This window comes from Rosettibacter firmus (genome assembly GCF_036860695.1).
In the GTDB taxonomy this organism is placed as follows: domain Bacteria; phylum Bacteroidota; class Ignavibacteria; order Ignavibacteriales; family Melioribacteraceae; genus Rosettibacter; species Rosettibacter firmus.
Window position 1 is genome coordinate 682,795 of sequence record NZ_JAYKGJ010000001.1, and the last position, 23,042, is coordinate 705,836.

The window sequence follows — 23,042 nt, forward strand, 5'->3', positions numbered from 1 at the left end:
TGAATCATTTTTCTTCTGAATTTGAATCTTCTTTTTCTTTTAATAATGCTTTTCGTGATAAAGAATATTTATTTCCATCAATGCTAAGAAGTTTAACTCTGATTGTATCACCTTCCTTTAAAACATCCGATACTTTTTCAATTTTTTTATTATCGATTTGTGAAATGTGTAATAATCCTTGAACACCTGGTAAAATTTCTACAAAGGCACCAAAGTCTGCAACACGAACAACTTTACCATTATAATTTTTACCCACTTCAGGTTCAGCGGTTAACCATTTTATATATTCTTTTGCTTCTCTTGCCTGTTTAGCATCCTGACCAGAAATATTAACCGTTCCATCTTCATCAATAACAATTTCTACATTATAATCTTTTTGAATTTTTTGGATAATCTTTCCACCTGGACCAATAACAGCACCAATTTTATCTGTAGGAATTTTTGTTGAAAGAAGTGTAGGTGCATAAATAGAAATATGAGGTCGTGGTTCCGAAATTGCTTGATTCATAATTTTAAGAATATGCAATCTACCTTCTTTTGCCTGTTGTAATGCTTTTTCCATAATCTCATAAGAAATACCCTGAATTTTAATATCCATTTGAAATCCAGTAATTCCTTTTTCGGAACCTGCAACTTTAAAATCCATATCGCCTAAATGATCTTCGTTGCCTAAAATATCAGAAAGTATTGCATATTGATCACCTTCTTTTACAAGTCCCATTGCAATTCCAGCAATAGCAGTTTTAATAGGAACTCCACCATCCATAAGAGCTAAAGAACCAGCACAAACAGTAGCCATAGAAGATGAACCATTTGATTCAAGGATATCGGAGTTAAGGCGAATCATGTATGGAAATTTATCTTCTGATGGAATAACATTTTTTAGAGAACGTTCTGCAAGATTACCATGACCAACTTCCCTTCTTCCAACACCTGAATATTTACCAACTTCGCCAACGCTAAAAGAAGGAAAGTTATAATGAAGTATAAATCTTTTTCTAAATTCTGCTTGAAGACCATCAATAATTTGTTCGTCCTGTTTTGTACCTAGTGTTAATGTAGTTAAGCTTTGTGTTTCTCCGCGAGTAAACAAAGCAGAACCATGAGGACGAGGTAATAATCCAAGTTCAATTGATATAGGTCTTATCTCATTAGTTTTTCTTCCATCAAGTCGTATACCTTCTTGAAGAATTCTCTTACGCATCAATTCTTTTTCGATATCATGAAGAATCTCTTTTATTACTTTTTCCTGTTCAGGATATTTTTCAGCAAGGGCATTTAATACTTCTTCTTCGATCTCTTTATTTTTATTCGAGCGTTCTTCTTTCGATAAAACAGTTGCAACTACAGCTTTTATTTTATCATATGCTAATTCTTTAACATCTTTAAGAAGATTTTCGTCAATTACTTTTGGTGGAACTTCCAATTTAGGTTTGCCACAAAGTTCTCTCAATTCTTTTTGAGCCTGAACAATTTTTTTAATTTCGACATGAGCAAATTTTAGTGCATTAAGCATATCTTCTTCACTAATTTCCTTTGCTTCACCTTCTACCATCATAATCGAGCTTTCCGTACCAGCAACAACCAATTCGAGATCACTTTCTTCAATTTGTTGTAAAGTTGGGTTAATAATGAATTCACCATTAATTCTACCAACTCTCACTTCACCAATTGGTTCAAGAAATGGAATATCAGAAATCACCAATGCAGCCGAAGCACCGCAAGCAGCAATTACATCAGCATCATTTTCATTGTCGAATGAATAAACAAAGGCAACAATTTGAGTATCGTTAAAAAAGTTATCCGGGAACAATGGTCGAATAGGTCTATCAATTAATCTTGCACTTAAAATTTCTTTTTCACTCGGTTTCCCTTCGCGTTTTATAAAACCTCCGGGAATTTTTCCGGCAGCAAATGATTTTTCGCGATATTCAACATTAAGAGGGAAAAAGTCTATATCATCTCTAACATCACCCATTACTGCAGTTACAAGCACCATTGTATCGCCATAGCGAACCATGACGGCACCATTAGCCTGTTTGGCTAATTTACCTGTTTCAAATATCAATTTGTGCTTGCCAATTTGTACTTCTTTTGTATATACCATGGTTTTAAAACCTCTATTTTCTGATGTTTAGTTCTTTAATTATATTACGATATCTTTCAATATCTTTCTTCATTAGATAATCAAGTAATCTTCTTCTTTTTCCCACCATTTGCATTAATCCTCTTCGGGATGCATGATCTTTCTTGTGAGCTTCGAAGTGAGCTGTAAGATTATTGATTCGTTCAGTTAAAATTGCTATCTGAACTTCTGGTGTACCACTATCTTTTTCGTTCTTACCATATTTTTTAATTAGTTCAAGTTTCCTTTCTTTTGAAATTGACATGTTTTACTCCTTTATTTTGTTTAATAATATAATCCCAGAATTAACCAGGATTAATTAGTTAAGATTTCTTTTGCTTTTTGTATATCATATTTAATTTGATTTATCAATTCATCTTTTGATTCAAATTTTTTCTCATCACGAATTCTTTTAATAAAATCAACCTGAATTATTTCATTGTAAATATTATCATTAAAATCAAAAAGATTTACTTCGAGTACTGTATGATTATTACTTTCAAAAGTTGGTCTTTTTCCAATGTTCATTATTCCAGAATAATTTTGATCTCTTAGCTTTACATTAACAGCATAAACTCCTCCTGCAGGTATAGCTTTATTAGAATCATTTAGTTGTATGTTTGCAGTTGGAAAACCAAGCATTTTTCCACGTTTAGCTCCTTCAACAACTTTACCAATAATAGAGTAATTTCTTCCCAGAAACAAATTAACTTTTTCTATATCACCTTCCATTAAAGCTTTTCGAATTTTTGTACTACTTACAATCTGTCCATCTATAATTTCAGCTTCAACAGATGTTACATTAAAATTATAAATGTCGCCTAATTCTTTTAATTTCTTTTCGTCTCCCAATCTATCTTTACCAAATTTATGATCATGTCCAATTATTATATGAGATATACCAATTTTGTCAACCAGAATTTTTTTAATAAAATCATCTGATGATATATTCGAAAACTCTTTTGTAAAATTCTGTATAATAAGATTTTCGATGCCATATTTTTCAAGTAAAGATATTTTCTCTTCAAGAGTTGTTAGAATTTTAAAATCAAAATTTTTTGAAATTACCATTCTTGGATGCGGATCAAAAGTTAAAAGAACACTTGTTCCATTAATTTGATTGGTAATTTCTAATAACTTTTTTAAAATTTTTTGATGTCCAATATGTAATCCATCAAAACTTCCAACAGTAATTGCTGTTATTTTATCTTTTTTAAATTCTGATATATCTTTATAAACTTTCATTTAATACATCTTTCAATTTACAGAAAAAGAAAGTGATTTTAAGTAATCAAAGAATTCATTTATTTCGAATGCATCTTCGATGCAATAATCACCAATCTGAGTTCTTCGTAAAGCTTTCAAATAAGCACCACAACCAAGTTTATCACCAAAGTCTTTTGCTATAACTCGAATATAAGTACCCGAAGAACATGTAATTTCAAAATAAATATCGGGTAAATCAATTTTATTAATATCAAATTTATATATAAAAATTTTTCTTGGTTCTCTTTCTACTTCAATACCTTTGCGTGCTAATTTATAAAGTGCTTTTCCATTTTTTTTAATTGCAGAATACATTGGTGGAATTTGTTCTATTAAACCCAGAAAAGTATCACGCACTTTATAGATCATATCTTCAGTTACATAATCAAAATCTTTTTCGGAATCAAAATCTGTTTCCAGGTCAAAAGATGGTGTTGTTTTACCTAATGAGATTATTCCAGAATAAGTTTTATTTAATTTTGATAAAGTTGTAATCTCCTTGGTTTTCTTTCCCGTACATACAATTAACAATCCTGTTGCCATTGGGTCGAGTGTTCCAGCATGTCCCACTTTTTTTACATTAACTGCTTTTCTAATTTTATGAACAACATCAAAAGAAGTCTTTTTTAATGGTTTATTAATAAGAATAATTTCTCCTTCCTGAAAGTTAGGGACATAATCATTCGATATTTTTTTTGTTATCACTTTCATGAATCTTTTTTATAATTCCTTCAATCTTTTCAACATAATCTAACGTATCATCAATATAGAAATCCAGTTCTGGTACAAATCTTATCTGAATTCTACCTGCAAGTTGTGTACGAATCCAGCCTTTTAATTCATTTACTTTTTCAAGAACTTCTTTACGTTTATTTTTATCGTAAACAGAAAGATAAACTTTTGTATGTCGTAAGTCGGGACTTACTTTAATATTGGTAACAGTAATAATACTGAGTTTAGGATCTTGAATTTTATGTAGAAAAATCAAACTCAGTTCTTCTTTAATTAAGCTTGCAACTCTTTCTATTCTGTACGATGGCATTATTCTAACTTTTTCTTTGTTTCAACAATTTTATAAGATTCAATAATATCGCCTACTTTTATATCATTAAAGTTTGCTATACTCATACCACACTCAAAACCTTTTTCTACTTCGCGTACATCATCTTTAAATCTTTTCAGGGATTCGAGTTGACCTTCATAAATTACGATTCCATCGCGAATGAGTCGAATTTTATTATTTCGAATAATTTTACCATCCTGAACATAGCATCCTGCTACTGTACCAACTTTTGGTACTTTAAAGATCTGGCGTACTTCTGCAGTACCAACCAATTCTTCTGATATAACTGGTGAAAGCATTCCTTCTAAAGCAGATTTAACAGCATTGATAGCATCATAAATAATATTGTATAATCTAATTTCAACTTTTTCTGTTTCTGCTAATTTTCTTGCATTAGAATTTGGTCTCACATGAAAACCTATGATAATAGCACGGGATGCAGCTGCTAAAAGAACATCCCCTTCTGAAATTGCACCAACTCCTTTATGAATTACTCGTACATTAACTTCATCATTAGATAATTTCATAAGAGCATCGGATAGAGCTTCTACCGAACCATCCACATCACCTTTAACAATAATGGGTAATTCTTTAACTCCACCTCGACTAATTTGATTGGCAATTTCATCAAGAGTAATTAGTCTAACCTGACGTTGATCCTGTTCTCTTTTAAGTTGTTGACGTTTAATACTAATTTCGCGAGCCTCTCGTTCCGATTCAACAACAATAAAAATATCACCAGCTTGTGGTGCAGCTTCAAATCCTAATACTAAAACTGGAGTTGAAGGACCAGCACTCATAACTTTATTGCCTCTTTCATCAAACATTGCACGAACTCTTCCGTAAACAATACCTGCAATAAAGGGGTCACCAATTTTTAATGTTCCTTTTTGAACCAATACTGTTGCAGTTATACCTCTTCCTTTATCTAATTGAGCTTCGATAATTGTACCTCGAGCTAATCTATCTGGATTTGCTTTTAATTCAAGCATTTCAGCTTCGAGAATAATTTTTTCGAGAAGCAGGTCAACATTCTTTCCTAATTTAGCAGATATTTCAACACATTGATATTTGCCTCCCCAATCTTCAACCAGAACATTTCTTTCTGCCAATTGTTGTTTTATTTTTTCAACGTTAGCATTAGGTTTATCAATTTTATTAATGGCAACAATAATAGGTACATTTGCAGCTTGAGCATGATTTATAGCTTCAACAGTTTGTGGCATTACAGCATCGTCTGCTGCAACGACAAGTACAACAATATCTGTTACCTTAGCACCACGTGCTCGCATAGCCGTAAATGCTTCGTGACCTGGAGTATCAAGAAATGTAATTTCTTTACCATTATCGAGTACAACTTTATAAGCACCAATATGTTGTGTTATTCCACCAGCCTCGCCTGCTACTACATTTGTATTTCTAATAAAATCCAGTAATGAAGTTTTACCATGATCAACATGTCCCATAATTGTTACAACAGGGGGACGAGGTTTTAATTTATCTTCTGGATCAGGAATATCTGCATCAATATCTGCTTTATATTCATCCTGCAATTCTATTTCATAACCAAAGTCGGCTGCAATAAGTGTAATTGTTTCAACATCCAATCTTTGATTTATTGAAACCATCAATCCAAGATTAATACATTTTTGTATTACTTCACTAACTGGTACTCCCATCAAATTAGCAAGTTCGCCAACTGCAATAAATTCTGTAACTTTTATTTTCTTTTGTTCAAGTTGTTTTTGTTCAAGCAATCTTTCTTGCTGTTCCTGTTTTTCTTTTCTCTTTTTCTTTCTAATTAAAGCTCGCTCACTTAATGCAGATTCATCGAGACTAAGCATTGTTCTTTTGATTGCTTCTTCTACTTCGCGTTTATCAATTTCAAGTCTTTTTATTTTTCTCTTCTTTTTAGAAACAACCTCATCTACTCCTTCTTCTCCAACCTTTCCTTTCTTTTTAGCTTTTAGAATTTTTTTCTTTTTCTTCTTTTTCTTTTTAGTTTCTTCTTCTTCAGCAACTTCCTGAGTAACTGCTTCGGGTTGTTTTGTTACTTCTGCTTTTTCTTTCTTTTCAAGATCGATTTTACCAACTATAGTTAAACCTTTTTTCTTTGCTTCTAATTCAAGTTCGGTTTCTGTTCTGAATGTTTCAGCTTCTTCGTCGCGATTTTTTTCTTCTACTGGTTGCTGTGTTTCTGTAACAAGTGTCTCTTCGGTTTGTTGTTTGATCTCTTCGGATACTTGTACGATTTTAGCTTCTTCTTTATCAACTTCGACGGATTTTTCTTCTACTTTAGATTCTTCTTGCTTTTCTACAGACTTATCTTCAATTATTTTTTCTTCTGGTTTAGTTTCTATAGGATGTTCGGGTTCGACTTCAATTCTTTTTTTCTGGAATTCCGATATTTTTTTATAATGTTTTTCAGCTTTTTCAATATCTTTTTTAAAATGAGCGCGTATATCATTTTCCATTTCTTCAGTTAAAAGGGTCATATGAGATTTAACCTCATAACCTTTTTTCTGAAGAAATTCTATAATAGTATCTGTCGAAAGATTATACTCTGCTGCAAACTTGTAAATTCGTATTTTTTTTTCTTTTACTATATCTGGCATTTGATTACCTAATTTTTTGTATAATTCAAAAGAAGCTAAAACCTATTTATTTTAATCTTCTTCTTCAAATTGGTTTTCAAGAATTTGAATTATTTCTTTTGCTTTTTCTTCTCCAATACCTTCCAGTTGTTTTAATTTGTCGACTCCAGCTTTCAATACTTCAACTGCAGTTTCAAATCGATGAGAAATTAAAATATCAACAATATCACTTCCAAGTTCTTCGCGTAATTCTGGTAATTCAATATCTTCTTCATATTCATCAAGTTGTTTTTCGAGACGAATAACTTCAATATCATAACCAGTTAATTTCATTGCAAGGCGAATATTTACTCCTCCTCTTCCAACTATCATTGAAATCTGATCACTTTCAGCAGTTACAACACATTTTTTTGCATCTTCGTCAATTTCAATTTGTTTTAGTTTAGCTGGTGCAAGGCATCTTTGAATAAACACAACAGGATCATCAGAATAATTTATAACATCAATATTTTCATTATTCAATTCACGGACTATAGCATGAATTCTTACGCCTTTCATACCAACGCAAGCACCAACAGCATCGATTCTGGCGTCTTGAGATTCTACAGCCACTTTTGCTCTTTCACCTGGCTCACGAGCTATACCTTTAATTTCAATTATGCCATCATAAATTTCTGGTATTTCAATTTCGAATAGTCTCTTCAAAAACATATTATCAGCACGAGAAACAATTATAACTGGACCATTAGGAGTTTTCTTAACTTCTTTAACAACTGCCCTGATTGTTTCCCCTTTTTTATATTTTTCATGTGGAATTTGTTCTGAGCGAGGTAGTATTAATTCATTTTTATTATGATTTATAAGTACATCATTACGTCTCACCTGATAAATATCTCCAACAACAATTTCGCCTATCATATTACGATATTCATTATAAACAATTTCTTTTTCAATCTCACGAATTTTTTGATTCAGGTTTTGACGTGCGAGATTAATTAATCTTCTTCCAAATTGAGAAAGTTCGATTTTTTCAACATAGTCTTCACCTACTTCCAGACCCTCTTCATTTCCTCGAGCATTTACTTCTTCTATACTTATTTGAGTACTTGGGTCTGTAACTTTTTCTACTATTGTTCTTTCAAGAAAAATTTCTATATCTCCCTTATCCATATTAACAACAACATCATATCTTGCATCTGGTCCATATTTCTTTTTAACAAGCAGACCGAATATTTCTTCGATTATTCCTGCAAGAACATCTTTATCGACACTTTTTTCACGCACCATTTGTGCGAATGATTCAACTATTTCAAGGTTCATTTATTTACCTCCCCATCAAAAACTAATTAATACTTTTGCTTTTGTTATATCTTCAAAATTTATTTTTATTTCATTATTCTTATTCTGAAAATACAATTGGTTCCCATCAATTCGAATTAATTTGCCTGTAATTTTTTTTACTGAATCTTTATCCTTGTAGTTAACTTCAAAATTCCTGTTAATATGTTTGCCATATTGAACAAGATATTTTAATGGTCTATCTACACCAGGAGAAGAAACATCGAGGCGATAGTTTTTAAATAAATTACTTTCATCAATTGCTTTTTCAATCAATCTACTTATTCTCATACAATCGTCAGTCGTAACAGCCCTTTCGCCGTCTATAAATATTTCAATTATCCGAAGTTTATCGTCACCTCGAATTATTGTGTCAATTAGCAGAAATCCTTCGGATGCTATTATTTCTTCAAATTTTTCGATTAATTTAAGATTTTTCATTTTATACAAACAAAAATCGCCCACGAGGGGCGAAATTAGACACCACAAATCTATAAATAATTGTGTGAATTAGCAAATTTTTGACTAATAATCCATTGATGGTTTTATAATAAAATTTTAATTATTTCGTCACACAATGCATAACCTTTTTTTGTTAATTTAATTTTATCTTCTTCTCTGATTATAAAACCATCAAAAATTAATTTTTCAATTTTTAATTCTCTCTCTTTTAGCCAATTATTCCCGAATTTTTCATAAAAATTACTTATACTTAAACCCTGACTTCGGAGAGATAACATTACAAACTCATCAATCATCTGTTCTTTTGTAAGAATTTCTTCTCCAATTACTGCATTTCCTTTATCGTTTATAGATTTTATATAAAAACTTAAACTTGAATAATTCCACCATCTTTTTCCATCAACAAATGAATGAGATGAAGTGCCAAATCCCAAATAATCTTTATAACTCCAGTAGGAATTATTATGAATAGATTCAAAACCAGGTTTTGCAAAATTTGAAACTTCATATTGATTGAATCCATTTTGATTCAAAAAGTCAATTGTATATTCATAAAGGTCTGCATCATAATCTTCATCCTGAATTTCGATTTTTCCATCGAGAACCATTTTATTTAATATTGTTCCTTTTTCCAGAATCAAGCTATAAGCTGAAATGTGAGTAATTGGTAGATTTATTGCAATTTCTAAATTTCTCTGCCAGATTTCTTTAGTTTGTTTGGGCAAATTAAATATTAAATCTATACTAATATTCTTAAAACCATTTTCATATGCATCAAGAACTGTTTTAATGGCAGTATGTGAATTATGAATTCTTGTAAGAAATTTTAATTCTTCGTCTTTAAATGATTGAACACCAATGCTTAATCTATTTATTCCAATCTCTTTGAAAGTTTTTAATTTATCTTTGTTTACTGTTCCTGGATTGGTTTCTAATGTAATCTCAATATCGGAGGATAAGAAAAACCTTTTTGAAATTTTTTCAATAATTGTTCTAATTAAATCTGGTTCAATCAAAGAGGGGGTTCCACCGCCAAAATAAATTGAAATTATTTTTCTATTATCAGAATATCTATCGGCAAAAAAATCTATCTCTTTTTTTAATGCATTTAAATATTCTTCTAAATTTTTTAGAGTTATAATTGAATAAAAATCACAATAGATACATTTATGATCGCAGAATGGTATATGAATATAAATCGAAGTATCAATCATAACTTAAAACACCAGATCTTAAAAAATTATTTATCAAAATCCTAATGACACACCTACACTTGCAGTTTTGGTTTTAGAAAATTTATAATCAGCATTAATATTAATGGCAACAAGTTTAATATTAAGTCCCACAGTAAAAGCAGAATTATTATCTCCTTCTGCTTCAAATTTTACCTGGGTTGGAGGAACAGGTACTCCATTAACTGTTTCATTTGATTGATAATCATATTTTACTGTGGTTTTTGAATTTTCAAAAGTAAATCCTGCATAAGGAGAAATGGAAACAATAGAACCTATTGTTTTACCTGCATATACTCCATATTGTGTTGCTTCGCTTTCAAAAATGTTTCCAACTTTTAATTTTTGAGTAAAAAATGCTAAAGCAATATCGAGTGGTAATGGATTCTTGAACCATATTCCAGGATTATGAATTAAGCCAGCACCCCAGAAACTAAATTTTCCCATATCTTCAACATTTACGCTTGGTAAATAACGAAAAGATACATATGTGCCAGCAATAGTTCCCACAGTCAATTGAACTGCACCTGTCGGAAAAGCAGGAATTCCATCTAAAAAGCCATTAACTTCATTAAGTGTAATTTCATATGGATTTACTGTATATTGCTGGTCACCTGCCTGGATGGTTTTTCCAGGAAATCTTATTCTTAAATATTCATTTTTACTACCAACTATTGTAGGACCCGAAAAGTTTACATTGAATTTTGTTTTTACTATTTCGCTCTTTAAGTAATTATAATTTTGTAAACCAATAGTGGAAGGAGTTATATTTGAATGAGCAAGAATTTGCTCCACCTGATATTCAGAAAAATAAAAATCTCCTGCTGCATTGAATCGTTTTACATCACTTGAAAAAAATGAACCCATAGCAATTACTTTTAGATCAATGTGGAAACCCAGAAAATCCGCAGGTGGTAATTTTGAAACCCACCCAGAATTAAGATTTGAACCGAATGCTGAAATAATTGGAGAGACATAAGCTTTTCCAACTGTGGATGATAAATTCGATAATGTTTCTTCGAGACTTTGTGCTTTAAGATTGAATTGAGTAAGCAATAAAAGTATGACAAATAATGTTACTTTCTTCATAAGAAGCTCCAGATTATTTATTGATGTTACGAAGTTAATAATACATTTAATAGATAAAAAGAAAAAAACTGAAATTTTTCTCTCTGTGTGTTCAAAAGCACTAATTTGATTTCTGGGACATTAATTCTCGAGCCCCTGCTAATGCTGCTTCTGTAATTTTTTCTCCGCTTATTAATTTTGCAATTTCACGAATTCTTTCCTGTTCATTCAATAACTTAATTGAACTTACTACACGGTCTCCAAACTTTTTCTTTTCGACAGCATAATGATAATCTGAAACGCTGGCAATTTGAGGAAGGTGTGTTATAGCAATAATTTGATGATACGCAGCTAAAGATTTAAGAGCTTTACCAACCTTTTGTGCAATTCTACCACTTACTCCTGTATCAATTTCGTCAAAAATCAGAATGGGTAATTTATCTGACTTAGCCAGAACAGATTTTAATGCTAACATAATTCGAGATATTTCACCACCAGATGCAACTTTGACTAATGGTTTTGTATCTTCTCCTGCATTTGTTGAAATATAGAATTCAACAAAATCAATGCCTCTTTCATTATATCGATATTTTTTATTATCGATTATAATATAATTTTCTAATTCAGTTATTTCGTTATTAATTTTGACTTCAAATCTGGGATCACTTATACCAAGAGTTTTTAATACATTTTCAACTTCTCTTTCAACTATTTTTGATACTTCTTTTCGTTTATGTGAAATATTCTTTGCAATATCACCGCATACTTTTCTTAAATCATCTATTTCATTCTGAAGTTCTTGAATCCTTACTGTAAAATTTTCTGCAAGATCTACTTCTTTTCCAATCTTTTCACGGTGTTCTAAAACTGATTTTATAGTCCCTCCATATTTTTTCTTAAGCAAATTAAGCACTCCCATTCTTTCTCTAATACTCTCAAGATGAGCAGGATCTAAATCAATTCTATTCCTATAATTTCTAAGGTATTCTGATATTTCATTTAATATTACAACTGCAGATTCAAATTCTTGTAATTTTTCTAAAAAAGTCCTATCAATTTTTGATAGTTCAAGCAGCTTATTCTTTACTTTTGATAGCTGGTCATATATTGAATTTTCACTTTCATATAATTCGCCATAAATTTCATTCGATAATGATAAAAGTTTTTCTGAATTTTCGAGTACTTGAAGTTCATTTTCAAGTTCTTCCTCTTCATCTATTCTGGGTGAAACAGAATCAATTTCCTTAATTTGAAATTCATATAAGTCTTTTTTCTCTCTCAATAATGCTTCCTTTTCAAGCAATTCATTTAATTCTTTTTGTAGCTGATAAAGTATCGATAAATTGTTTTTATACTCTTCAAGGTATTCATTTAAATTAGCAAACTCATCAAGCATTTCAATATGATATTCGGTTTTTAACAATGATTGATGATCATGTTGTCCATGCAAATCGACCAATAAATCTCCAATTTCTTTTATAACATTTAATGTAACAGGTGTGTCGTTAAGAAAACATCGATTTGTTCCTTTTGCTGTAATTTCTCTTCTTACTATTAAATCATCATTTGCTTCTATCTCATTTTCATCGAGTATTTTCTTAACTTTTTTATTATTAGAAATTTCAAAAATTCCTTCGACAATTGATTTATCTGCTCCTTTACGAATCACATCACTTGATGCTCTTTCGCCAAGCAATAAACTCATCGCATCTATTAAAATAGATTTACCCGCACCGGTTTCACCGGTTATTATATTGAGACCTTTTCCAAATTCGATCTCAATATTTTCGATTAAGGCATAGTCTTTTATGAGAAGCGATTTTAACATTGAAGTGAAAATATTTTTATACGAATATGAAGAAGTATTAAGTAAGTATCAAGTATAACACAAACTTTGAATTTACTAACTAAATTAAAAAATAAATTTTATAAACTAACAATTAAATAGAATACCCCTCTTTGTGTTCTAAAAGTATTATTAAAAAGCACAAAGCTAAAGTAACCTTGTGCTTCTCAATTTAGTGAAAGTAATTATTTTCGTTACTTTATCAATATCATTTTTTTGGTTTGAACAAAATTCCCTGCAATAATTTTATAGAAGTAAACACCACTTGAAACTCTATTACCAGAATTATCTTTCCCATCCCATGTAATCTGGTATTTGCCAGCTGGTTTTATTTCATCTACTAATTTTCTTACTTCTTTTCCAATTGCATCATAAATAATTAATTGCACTTTACTCATCTCTGGAATTTGATAAGATATAATAGTTGAAGGGTTGAAAGGATTGGGATAATTTTGTTCAAGTGCAAACGAAGCTGGAACTAACTCAACAACTTCTTTATTATCTGAGATTATATAACTAACGTATGCACGAATTAGATATAACGAAATTGTTGTTCCATCACCAATATAATACCATCCTGGTTCTTTACCACCTGATGGTTCATTTAAATATGTATAACTATGGTAAGGTGAAGAACCGGGTATATTCGTATGCATTACCCTATTAGTTGGTGAACTAGAACTTTCATAAACACCATCTATAACAAATGCAATTGCGAAATTTGAACTTGTTTCAATATTATATGACCTTAGATCTACAGTAACCCAGTTTGGATAAGGTTGTTCATAGGGATAAGTTGCATTTCCATTGATTACAGCTGGAGTAGTTTTACCTGCTACCGTAACTCCTAATAATTTAGTTGCCAGTATTTTCTGATTAGTTGAAGTCCATATACCACCTTGCATAGGTACCATATTTCTTAGAGCAACTCTAAAAGAATCCAGTTTTGTTCCTTGAATTCCATTAAAAACAACAGCAACTGTATCTCCAACTGATAATTTATATACTCCTACTGGTTCTGTGTAATCATAAGCAATTTCGATAGGTCTATTTTCAAATATTCCAGTAGCTTCGTAAGTAAAATTAAATGGACCTGTCTTTGATTCACTCTCATCAATCATATAAATAGCAAATGTAATTTCATCGTATGTTGTTCCAAAATCCGAGAAGAAATAATCAGTATTGAAATCTATGTTCTCAACCTTGGCAGAATTTTTACCAATCTTAATTGCCTTTGCTTTCAGATTATTTCCTAAATTTTTAAAAGTTATATTGAGTTCTTTACCGTTAACAAAAGTAATATATTGAACACCATATTTGAAGACATTCTTTGTAGCACTCACATTAGGGTTATAATTAATTATAGATTTCATTTTGGGTAAATCGGGATAACTATAACCCCAGGAAGGATTCACGTTTTTATTGTTAAGATAATTTGCTATGTACCAATCTTCTAAAACATCAACAAATTTTTTATTATATCCTAATTGAGTTAAAGCATATTGCAATCCATTTGCTGCTTTTATTTTACCTTCAAGATATTTTTTAAATATTTGTGTACCAAACATTTCTTTTAAATAAAGTGCAAACCTTGCAGCACGAGAATAATCTGCTAATACAGCAGTTTGATCATCACGTCTCCATCCATAAAGATAGTTATACGGTTCATTAGCATAATAACTCTGGTTATATAATGGATAGCCATTTATAACCTCTGCAATTAAAGACCATGCTTCGTCAAAAAATGTTTCGTCACCTTGAATATAATTCCAGTGTATCATGTGTTGAAATTCGTGAGCAGTTGTACTGAGTGCAGTTTCAACTCCATCATTAGTTTCAAAATTGTTCTGAACTCCATCAAGGAAATAAATCTCCGCTTTGTTACTATTTGGATATTGAGTTGTTGTATATTCATGATAAGCATGAAAATAACCAGCTACATAACCTCCACTTCCTGAGTAACCATCTTTTATATCAAGCACTAGAATTATGATTTTGGAGTCACCATCAACATTTGGAGGATTCCCAAATGTTTCTACATTTGTTTGATATATTCCTTTAGAAGAATTAGCTGGAGTTTTTTGCTCAAATGCCTCCAAAATCTTTTGAACGGATTCAGCATCAATATTTTTATTCCACAGAGCATCTTCTACAAAAATATAACTAAAATTCCCCACAGCACGACAGGTTGATGAAACTTGATAAAACTGATTTGATGAAAAATCTGATGCATACCATTTTTTTGTATCGCCAACTTTAAAATTCCAAGCAGTAGTTTTTCTTAAAACATTTTCTTCTTGAACAGGTTGATTTAAATCTATTCCATTTATTCTATTAAAATTTTCAAGCAGTGGTCTTGGATCAATAGGATAACTTTTAGAATTATCTTTGTTTACTGGTTTTTGCAAAATTAGTTCTTGTGGATAGACAACCATTCCACAAAAAATTATCCATAGAATAATGATTTTTTTCATTTACTTTCATCCTTCTTTTCTCTTTCGATTTGAATGGCACTTATAACTTTTAAAACAGGGATATCCATTTCTATTTTACTTTCGCTGAATTTAATTGAATAATAATTTCCCTGTTGCTTTAATAGCTCTTTTTCGAGTTCTTCATCACACTCTAAAATAAATATTTTATCTTCAATGGTTTTGATTGCTAATTTAGCAAATGGTTCGTTACCAACAACAGTAATATATCCATTTACCACATTATCTTCTCCACCAATTTTTTTACATGAGCAACAGGATGACACAATTAGAGCAACTGTTGCAATAGTTACAGCCCCCAATATTTTTTTTGATATCATCTTTTGTTTCCTAATTTTGTTAACAATTATTTAAATCAAATAATTCAATAGTAATTACATTCCAATTACATATAATTTGATAACAAATTATTTTAATATTTTATACTTAATTGCTACTGGAAATTGAAATTTCTTTTAAGCTATCAATAAAGGTCATTAATTTATAACCAGAATCATCAGAAAGTTTTTTAATTTTTTGATACTTCTGATACGCATGTTTTATCAATTCAACAATTTCGGGATACAATTTTTCAAAATCATCTTTTGTTTGTGGATTTTTTTCAAGTAAAATTAAAATTAAATTTTCAAGAATAGAAAGCGTTAATAACCAATCAAGAAGTTCTTCAAAATTTTCTTTGCTGTAATAAATTATATTTTCGTATTCATTTACGCCAATAAATAATTTTACATTCTCATTTTGTAATAATTTCTCGATACAACCGAGTTCAATTCTTGTAGAATAACTTTCTTCATAATCGGTTTTTCTTATACAAAATAGTTCAATTACTCCTGAATAAATTTCCTGTAAGATATTAATCAAGAGCATGGAACGATAAATATCATATTCACCACGACCTAATTTTTTCAAAACATTTCTGATCGGAGTATCGAGTAAAATTTTATTAATATAATTCTTTTTATTAACATCACCTTCATCTTCAAATAGTAAGCTAATATTTGATACTATCAGCCACAAAACAAAAATTATTGAATCTTCTCTGTAGTTTCTTTCTTTATTTGTAATAATTGCTTTATGCAACTCTAAATTAACAGGAATTTCTTCAACAGGGAAAAATAAGTCCAATATTTGATTTAGCTTTTGTAACGCAAATATTTCTTTATCAAAATTTTTAAGTATCGGTTTAATATCCTGATTTAGATTCAGATGAGAATTAATAATATTTAATAGTCTATAATATTTTTTATCAATAAACTTTATTCTTATTGATTCTTGAAGTTTTTCGTTATCGCCTGAAACGCATGCTTTAATAAAGTTATTCAAGATTTCATCGTCGAACATATTTTCGAAAGCAATATGAATTGGTTCAAGTTTCATTTCAATTAAAGCTCGAGCAACATTTGGAACTCCCACACCTTTCAATCTTCTGTATAATTTTTCCCAATCACCATATTCATCATAAACTTCTCTGAAATCAAGATAAACAGCATATTTAAATGCACCAAGTTCAACATATAAACCTTCTATTTCAAAATCGAATCCAGAACGCAGATATTCGAGATTGGTAACATGATCTCTGTAGATATAATAATATTCTTTTGATCGTTTTAAGTTAAGTGCCGATGCTAAAGTTTTCGTATATATTTCTTTTTTATTATTTACAGAAATTAATTTAGGTGTCGAGCGAAAGATCTTACCAGCAGTATTTTCAAACTTATTATTGTAAATAACAATAACTCTTTCTTCATTCACATAATTTGAAAAAGCAAAAACATTTTCGTTGATATGACCGAAGTTGTCAATAAAATCGTAGAACCAGAAATTTTCTATATTACTAAACAAGTAACGCTTTTTCATCAGCGGGAAAATTTCTTTCTGATGTCGTTCGATTAAGTACTGATTTGGAGTTTCGTGATAATAAGCTTTTTGATATTCCATACCATATTTTTCAATAAAACCTTCAATCTGACCATGAGCAAACAATGGCAATCCAGGTAAAGTAACCATAAGAGTACAAACGCCAAAATATTTATCATCTGTACCAAATTGTTTTATTGCAGTTTCTTCGTCTGGATTACTCATAAAATTAACATATCGTTTAAGGATTTCTGGTTCGAATTCAAGAGTATTAGTAATTAAATCTCTAAACTTTTCATTTTCTTCTCGCATTAGCATATTCATGAAAGCAGAATTATAAACACGATGCATACCAAGTGAACGAACAAAATATCCTTCGAGAAGCCAGAAAGCTTCTGCAAGTAAAAGAGTATCTGGAAGTTCTGCATTTATACGGTCAACAACTTCACGCCAGAATTCAACAGGAAATAATTTATCAAATTCTTCTTTTGTCATCGAAAAATCTGTACGTGAAGGGATATCGCCACCAGTTCCAGGTTCAGGATACCAGAGACGAGAAAAATGTCTTTTTGTTAAAGTCATTGCAGCATCAAATCTAATAATTGGAAACTTTCGTGCTACATCAAAAATTTTTTGTATTACTGCTTCACGTACTTCTGGTAATAACATATTTAATTGAGCAGTATCGTTCCATGGCATTTTTGTACCATCATTACCATGATAAATATAAATTCGTTCTCCTGTTCGATTATCAATTCTTTCAAAAACTACTGCTGCATCGGTTCGAGTCCAATATCCATCTTCTATTCTTATTTGAATTGAAGGATCATCAGATAAATCAGGACCAGAAAAAGTGTAATTAGGAAAGGGAGGTTGTTTTGTCTGGATAAAATATTCAGGATGTTCAACAATCCATTTTGAAAAAATTCCAGTATGATTTGGTACCATATCGCTTGCAAGTCGAATACCAAATTTTTTAGCACGGCTGCTCAAATTTTGAAATGCTTCTTCTCCACCTAAATCATTAGCTATTTGATAGTCATAAATAGAATATGCAGAAGCAGTTGCATCAATATTTCCCATTAAATGTTTTATTTTTCTGGAAGCACTGCTTCTTTCCCAGATACCAATAAGCCATAATGCATTGAATCCCCAGCGAGAAAGTTGTTCAAGTTCTTCATCTGGAATTTGATCCAATCTTCTAATTTCTCGTTGATACTTTTTCGATAATTGATCAAGCCATACATATGTATTCTTAGCAATCATAATAACATTAGGCATCCAGTCAGTATCCAGAGTAAATTGCTCTGGTTCTTCATAATCTTTTGTAATATCATAAGCATATTTATAAGCAGATTTACCAAGTGTTAACAAATCTGCATCACTAATTTTACTTTTATATTGAGGAGGAATTAATGGTGGAGGTCCACCACCAATTACAGGACCATATTCTTCTTTTATAAAATCTTTACTTCTTAATATTTTCTGGATGAATTTTTCATCAAGAAGAACTCCCCATTTTTCTCTTATAAAGTCAAGTTGAGCTTCAACATTATCTGGGGCAACAAGAATTGGAGTTTTAAAAAATGTAAATAGATCCTGATTATCTATACCAAACTTTTTTTCATTAACAAAGAAAGATTCAAGTGCAGAAATGATTTTTTTGTATAAATGTCTGTTCGAGAAATAATTTTCATCAAATAATTCAATAATATTTTTATTAGCTGGATTAAGATTAGCAAAGTAGAGAAGAATTAATTCTTCGAGAGTAATTTCCAGATTCGATTTACCTTCAGTGTAAGAATTCAGATAATCAATTACATTTATTTCGTTTTTGAAAACATTTAATGGTGGGAATAAATCCACAAATTCAAACAAAATCTTATTGAGTTCTTTTTCTCCTAATTCATTCTGGAGATAATCTAATGCTCTTTGATAGACACCTGGATTTACATGAAATTCATATTGTCTGCATAAATAATGATAAATCTCATCAATTAAAGCAGATGCATTTAATTTCCCTGCCTGTATATGATCTTCTAATTTTCTTTTTGAATTTATTTTGTGAACAAATAATCTAACTGATTGAAAATCAACAAATATTACATTTCCTGTTATAGAAAATATTTCATCACTAAATTCATACTTTTTTCTAATTTCCTTCGCAATATGAAATTCATATTTTGGAAAAACTCTTTGTGAAAAAAATTCATCAGAGTAGTATTTGCATTTAATTTGAGTTAATTCTTTCTTCATTATCAAAATAATTACTTTTCTTTTTACAATATAACTAATTAAGTAATCTCATTAAAGAATATTTGAGCACGTTATCTTTTCCATATTTTATTTATTATCGTAAAAATGTGATTATATTTAAATTCAACAGGATTAAGAAACCTGTACAAATTGTGATTAGTTATACATTATAGTATATTTTTTTTAAAAAAAATTTACTTTTTCTATGTCTATTACGCCATTAATGACACAGTATACAAGGATTAAAGAAAAGTATCCAGATACAATTTTGCTTTTCAGAGTAGGAGATTTCTTCGAAACATTTGAAGAAGATGCAAAAATTGCTTCGAAAGTTTTAGGAATTACACTAACAAAACGATCAAATGGAGCTGCAGAAAATGTGCCGCTTGCTGGATTTCCCCACCACGCTTTAGATACATACTTACCAAAACTGGTCCGTGCAGGTTATCGTGTTGCAGTTTGTGAACAACTGGAAGATCCAAAATTTGCTAAAGGCATTGTAAAACGAGATGTAATAGAAGTTGTAACTCCAGGTGTTGCTTTTTCAGATAAATTACTTGATCATAAAAAAAATAATTATCTTCTTTCAATTTATATTGAACATGATATTTGTGGACTGGCATTTTGTGATATCTCTACTGGAGAATTTCAAACATACGAAGTAAAAAAATCTGAATTGAGTAATCAATTTGGACTTATCAATCCATCTGAAATTTTAATTTCAAAAAAATCCAAACAAGAATTAGAACCATTAATCAATAAATTTGCTCCAGGTGCAAGAATAACAAAATTGGATGACTGGATTTTTGATCATGATTATTGTTCCGAACTTTTAATGAATCACTTCAATATAAAAACATTGAAAGGTTTTGGCATTGAAAATATGACTGCAGCCATTTCAGCATCGGGAGCAGCTCTGAATTATTTAAGAGAAACTCAGAAAGCAAATCTTCCCCATATAAGTAAAATAAAACGTTACAATCCATCTGATTACATGATTCTCGATTATTCAACTAAACGCAATCTTGAAATTTTGTTTACAATGCAAGAAGGAGAAAGAGAAGGTTCACTAATTTCTATACTCGATAGAACACAAACTGCTATGGGGGGAAGATTGCTAAAGAAATGGATTACTGCTCCTCTGCTTAAACTTGAGCCAATTCTTAAACGTCAGGAATGTGTTGAAGAATTTTTTAATAACAAAGTACTTAGAAAAAATCTTCAAGAAGAATTAAAGGAAATTGGTGATTTAGAAAGATTGATTTCGAAGGTTTGCACAGGGAGAATTAATCCAAGAGAGATGATAAATCTTAAAACATCACTAAAAAAAATTCCTTTAATAAAACAACTATTAGATCAAACAAAAGCAGAAACCTTAAGAACAATTAACAATAGATTGAACAGTCTTGAATGGTTGGTTGAAAAGATTGAAAAAGCAATTGTTGATGATCCACCAGCAACAATATCAGAAGGTGGAATTATTCGAAATGGATACAATCCCGAGCTTGATGAATTAAGACAAATATCAACTAATGCAAAAGATTGGATTTCAAACTTACAGAAAACCGAAAGAGAAAGAACAAAAATTCCATCACTTAAAGTAAGTTACAATAAAGTATTTGGATACTACATTGAAATTAGTCACGCAAATAAAGATAAAGTCCCAGATAATTATATACGTAAACAAACACTTGTTAATTGTGAAAGATATATTACTCCCGAACTTAAAGAGTATGAAGAAAAAGTTTTGCATGCACAGGAAAACATCTCAAAACTTGAATATGAATTGTTTGAGCAGATAAGACAGGCAGCTGCTTCTGCAGTAGAAGAAATTCAGGAAAATGCACAATTAATTGCCATGCTCGATTGTTTTCAGTCGTTAGCAGATTGTGCTGATGATTATAATTATGTTAAACCAATAATTGATGAATCTGATGTAATTGAAATTATAGATGGTAGACATCCTGTAGTTGAAAGAATTTTACCACCAGGAGAAAAATTCACACCAAATAGCTGTAAACTTTCTACTTCGGAAAATCAAATTATAATTTTAACTGGACCAAACATGTCTGGTAAATCAGTTTATCTTCGTCAGATTGGATTAATAGTATTGCTTGCACAAATTGGTTCTTTTGTTCCTGCTAAAGAAGCAAGAATTGGTCTTGTAGATAGAATCTTCACACGCGTAGGTGCAAGTGATAATATTGCTTCTGGCGAAAGTACATTCCTTGTAGAAATGCAAGAAGCAGCAAACATACTGAACAATGCTACCAGCAAAAGTTTAATTTTACTTGATGAAATTGGAAGAGGTACAAGCACATTCGATGGAATTTCAATAGCCTGGGCAATTACAGAATATCTTCACGATCATCCTGATATTAATGCAAAAACACTTTTTGCTACTCATTATCATGAACTAAATGAAATGGCTCAATTGTTTCCAAGAATAAAAAACTATAAAGTTGAAGTTCGCGAATATGGAGACAAAGTTATATTTCTACACAAAGTAACTCCAGGAAGTGCTGATCACAGTTATGGAATTCAGGTTGCACAGATGGCAGGATTACCTGAGTTTGTAACAAAAAGAGCAAAACAAATTTTAGAAAATCTTGAAAGCAAAGAATTAACTCCATACGAAGTTAAAAAAGCCAAGCTTGCCAAAATGAAATATCAGGATAGTTATCAAATAAATTTATTTGAAATGAAAGATGAAGAATTAAGAAAGGAGCTTTCTGATATTCAAATAGAAAAAATAACTCCTCTCGAAGCACTTAATAAATTAAACGAACTAAAAAAGAAAATAGATGAGAAAAAAGATTAATACGAAAAAAATGTTGCATTCAGTATTAATAGTTTTAGCTCTGGTTTCATGTGAAAGAAAATATACACAGGCAGAATTAGATTATATAAAAGAAATTGAAAAAATTCGCAAAGAAAAAAATATTTTTATGAGAGATGATCCTTCATCGCCTTTTAATTATAAAGGGAAAATAGAATTCCATGAGTTGAATTATTTTGATGTTAATCCAGATTTTGTTTTCAAAAGTAAATTGTATGAATATTCAACCAAAGATACAATCACGATATTTGGAACAAAAGGTGAACCAAGAAAAGCTGTAAGATATGGATATGTAATTATCAATTATAAAAGTAATAATTATAAAATAAATGTTTATGAAAGTTATTCTAAAAACGGCGATAAATATTACACAATCTGGTTTACAGATAAAACCACAAACAAAGAATCTTATGGCGTAGGAAGATATCTTGATTTTGAGAAACAAGAAAATCCAGATTATATTTATACTGTTGATTTTAATTTAGCTTATAATCCATATTGTGCATATAATTCAAATTATTCATGTGCAATTCCAACAAAAGAAGATTTTATACCAATTGAAATAAAAGCAGGTGAAAAAAAATTTCATAATTAGAAAGGAGTT

General features: G+C 30.3%; 16 protein-coding genes. 2 read left to right on the top strand and 14 right to left on the bottom strand.

The window, feature by feature from the left end:
- Positions 1-4 precede the first annotated feature (4 nt).
- From pnp to VJY38_RS03035, 14 genes are all read right to left on the bottom strand, one after another.
- Entirely contained in the window at positions 5-2,107 is a 2,103-nt protein-coding gene (gene pnp, locus VJY38_RS02970) for a polyribonucleotide nucleotidyltransferase (RefSeq protein ID WP_353679181.1), read from the bottom strand.
- Between the two features lie 13 nt (positions 2,108-2,120).
- Positions 2,121-2,390 carry a 30S ribosomal protein S15 gene (gene rpsO / locus VJY38_RS02975; protein WP_353679182.1) on the bottom strand — a complete coding sequence of 90 codons (270 nt, stop codon included), beginning with the start codon at positions 2,388-2,390 and terminating at the stop codon, positions 2,121-2,123.
- 50 nt (positions 2,391-2,440) lie between these two features.
- Positions 2,441-3,370 (bottom strand): bifunctional riboflavin kinase/FAD synthetase, encoded by a 930-nt coding sequence (locus VJY38_RS02980; RefSeq protein WP_353679183.1) that lies wholly within the window; start codon positions 3,368-3,370, stop codon positions 2,441-2,443.
- A gap of 12 nt (positions 3,371-3,382) precedes the next feature.
- Positions 3,383-4,102: a tRNA pseudouridine(55) synthase TruB gene (gene truB, locus VJY38_RS02985; protein WP_353679184.1), complete on the bottom strand. Its 720-nt coding sequence runs from the start codon at positions 4,100-4,102 to the stop codon at positions 3,383-3,385.
- Positions 4,071-4,433, bottom strand: a complete 363-nt coding sequence (gene rbfA, locus VJY38_RS02990) for a 30S ribosome-binding factor RbfA (protein ID WP_353679185.1) — start codon at positions 4,431-4,433, stop codon at positions 4,071-4,073. Before rbfA ends, truB begins: the two co-directional genes overlap by 32 nt.
- On the bottom strand, positions 4,433-7,069 hold the full coding sequence (gene infB / locus VJY38_RS02995) for a translation initiation factor IF-2 (protein ID WP_353679186.1): 2,637 nt from the start codon (positions 7,067-7,069) through the stop codon (positions 4,433-4,435). The genes rbfA and infB overlap by 1 nt, the downstream gene beginning before the upstream one ends.
- Before the next feature lie 51 nt (positions 7,070-7,120).
- A complete protein-coding gene (gene nusA / locus VJY38_RS03000) occupies positions 7,121-8,368 on the bottom strand; it encodes a transcription termination factor NusA (RefSeq protein WP_353679187.1) in 1,248 nt (415 codons plus the stop codon).
- Positions 8,369-8,383: 15 nt separating this feature from the next.
- Complete coding sequence (gene rimP / locus VJY38_RS03005; protein WP_353679188.1) at positions 8,384-8,827, bottom strand: ribosome maturation factor RimP; 444 nt, start codon at positions 8,825-8,827, stop codon at positions 8,384-8,386.
- 104 nt (positions 8,828-8,931) lie between these two features.
- Positions 8,932-10,062 carry a radical SAM family heme chaperone HemW gene (gene hemW / locus VJY38_RS03010; RefSeq protein WP_353679189.1) on the bottom strand — a complete coding sequence of 377 codons (1,131 nt, stop codon included), beginning with the start codon at positions 10,060-10,062 and terminating at the stop codon, positions 8,932-8,934.
- Positions 10,063-10,095: 33 nt separating this feature from the next.
- Entirely contained in the window at positions 10,096-11,169 is a 1,074-nt protein-coding gene (locus tag VJY38_RS03015) for a DUF6588 family protein (RefSeq protein ID WP_353679190.1), read from the bottom strand.
- A gap of 100 nt (positions 11,170-11,269) precedes the next feature.
- On the bottom strand, positions 11,270-12,976 hold the full coding sequence (gene recN, locus VJY38_RS03020; protein WP_353679191.1) for a DNA repair protein RecN: 1,707 nt from the start codon (positions 12,974-12,976) through the stop codon (positions 11,270-11,272).
- A 212-nt stretch (positions 12,977-13,188) separates the two neighbouring features.
- Positions 13,189-15,468 (bottom strand): FlgD immunoglobulin-like domain containing protein, encoded by a 2,280-nt coding sequence (locus VJY38_RS03025; RefSeq protein WP_353679192.1) that lies wholly within the window; start codon positions 15,466-15,468, stop codon positions 13,189-13,191.
- Positions 15,465-15,806, bottom strand: a complete 342-nt coding sequence (locus VJY38_RS03030; RefSeq protein ID WP_353679193.1) for a hypothetical protein — start codon at positions 15,804-15,806, stop codon at positions 15,465-15,467. The genes VJY38_RS03025 and VJY38_RS03030 overlap by 4 nt, the downstream gene beginning before the upstream one ends.
- A gap of 106 nt (positions 15,807-15,912) precedes the next feature.
- Positions 15,913-19,599 carry an alpha-amylase family glycosyl hydrolase gene (locus VJY38_RS03035; protein ID WP_353679194.1) on the bottom strand — a complete coding sequence of 1,229 codons (3,687 nt, stop codon included), beginning with the start codon at positions 19,597-19,599 and terminating at the stop codon, positions 15,913-15,915.
- A gap of 205 nt (positions 19,600-19,804) precedes the next feature.
- Between VJY38_RS03035 and mutS the strand changes: the two genes are divergently transcribed.
- Together mutS and VJY38_RS03045 are read left to right on the top strand one after the other, a co-directional pair.
- Positions 19,805-22,420 carry a DNA mismatch repair protein MutS gene (gene mutS, locus VJY38_RS03040; RefSeq protein ID WP_353679195.1) on the top strand — a complete coding sequence of 872 codons (2,616 nt, stop codon included), beginning with the start codon at positions 19,805-19,807 and terminating at the stop codon, positions 22,418-22,420.
- Positions 22,404-23,033, top strand: a complete 630-nt coding sequence (locus VJY38_RS03045) for a DUF1684 domain-containing protein (protein WP_353679196.1) — start codon at positions 22,404-22,406, stop codon at positions 23,031-23,033. Before mutS ends, VJY38_RS03045 begins: the two co-directional genes overlap by 17 nt.
- Positions 23,034-23,042 lie beyond the last annotated feature (9 nt).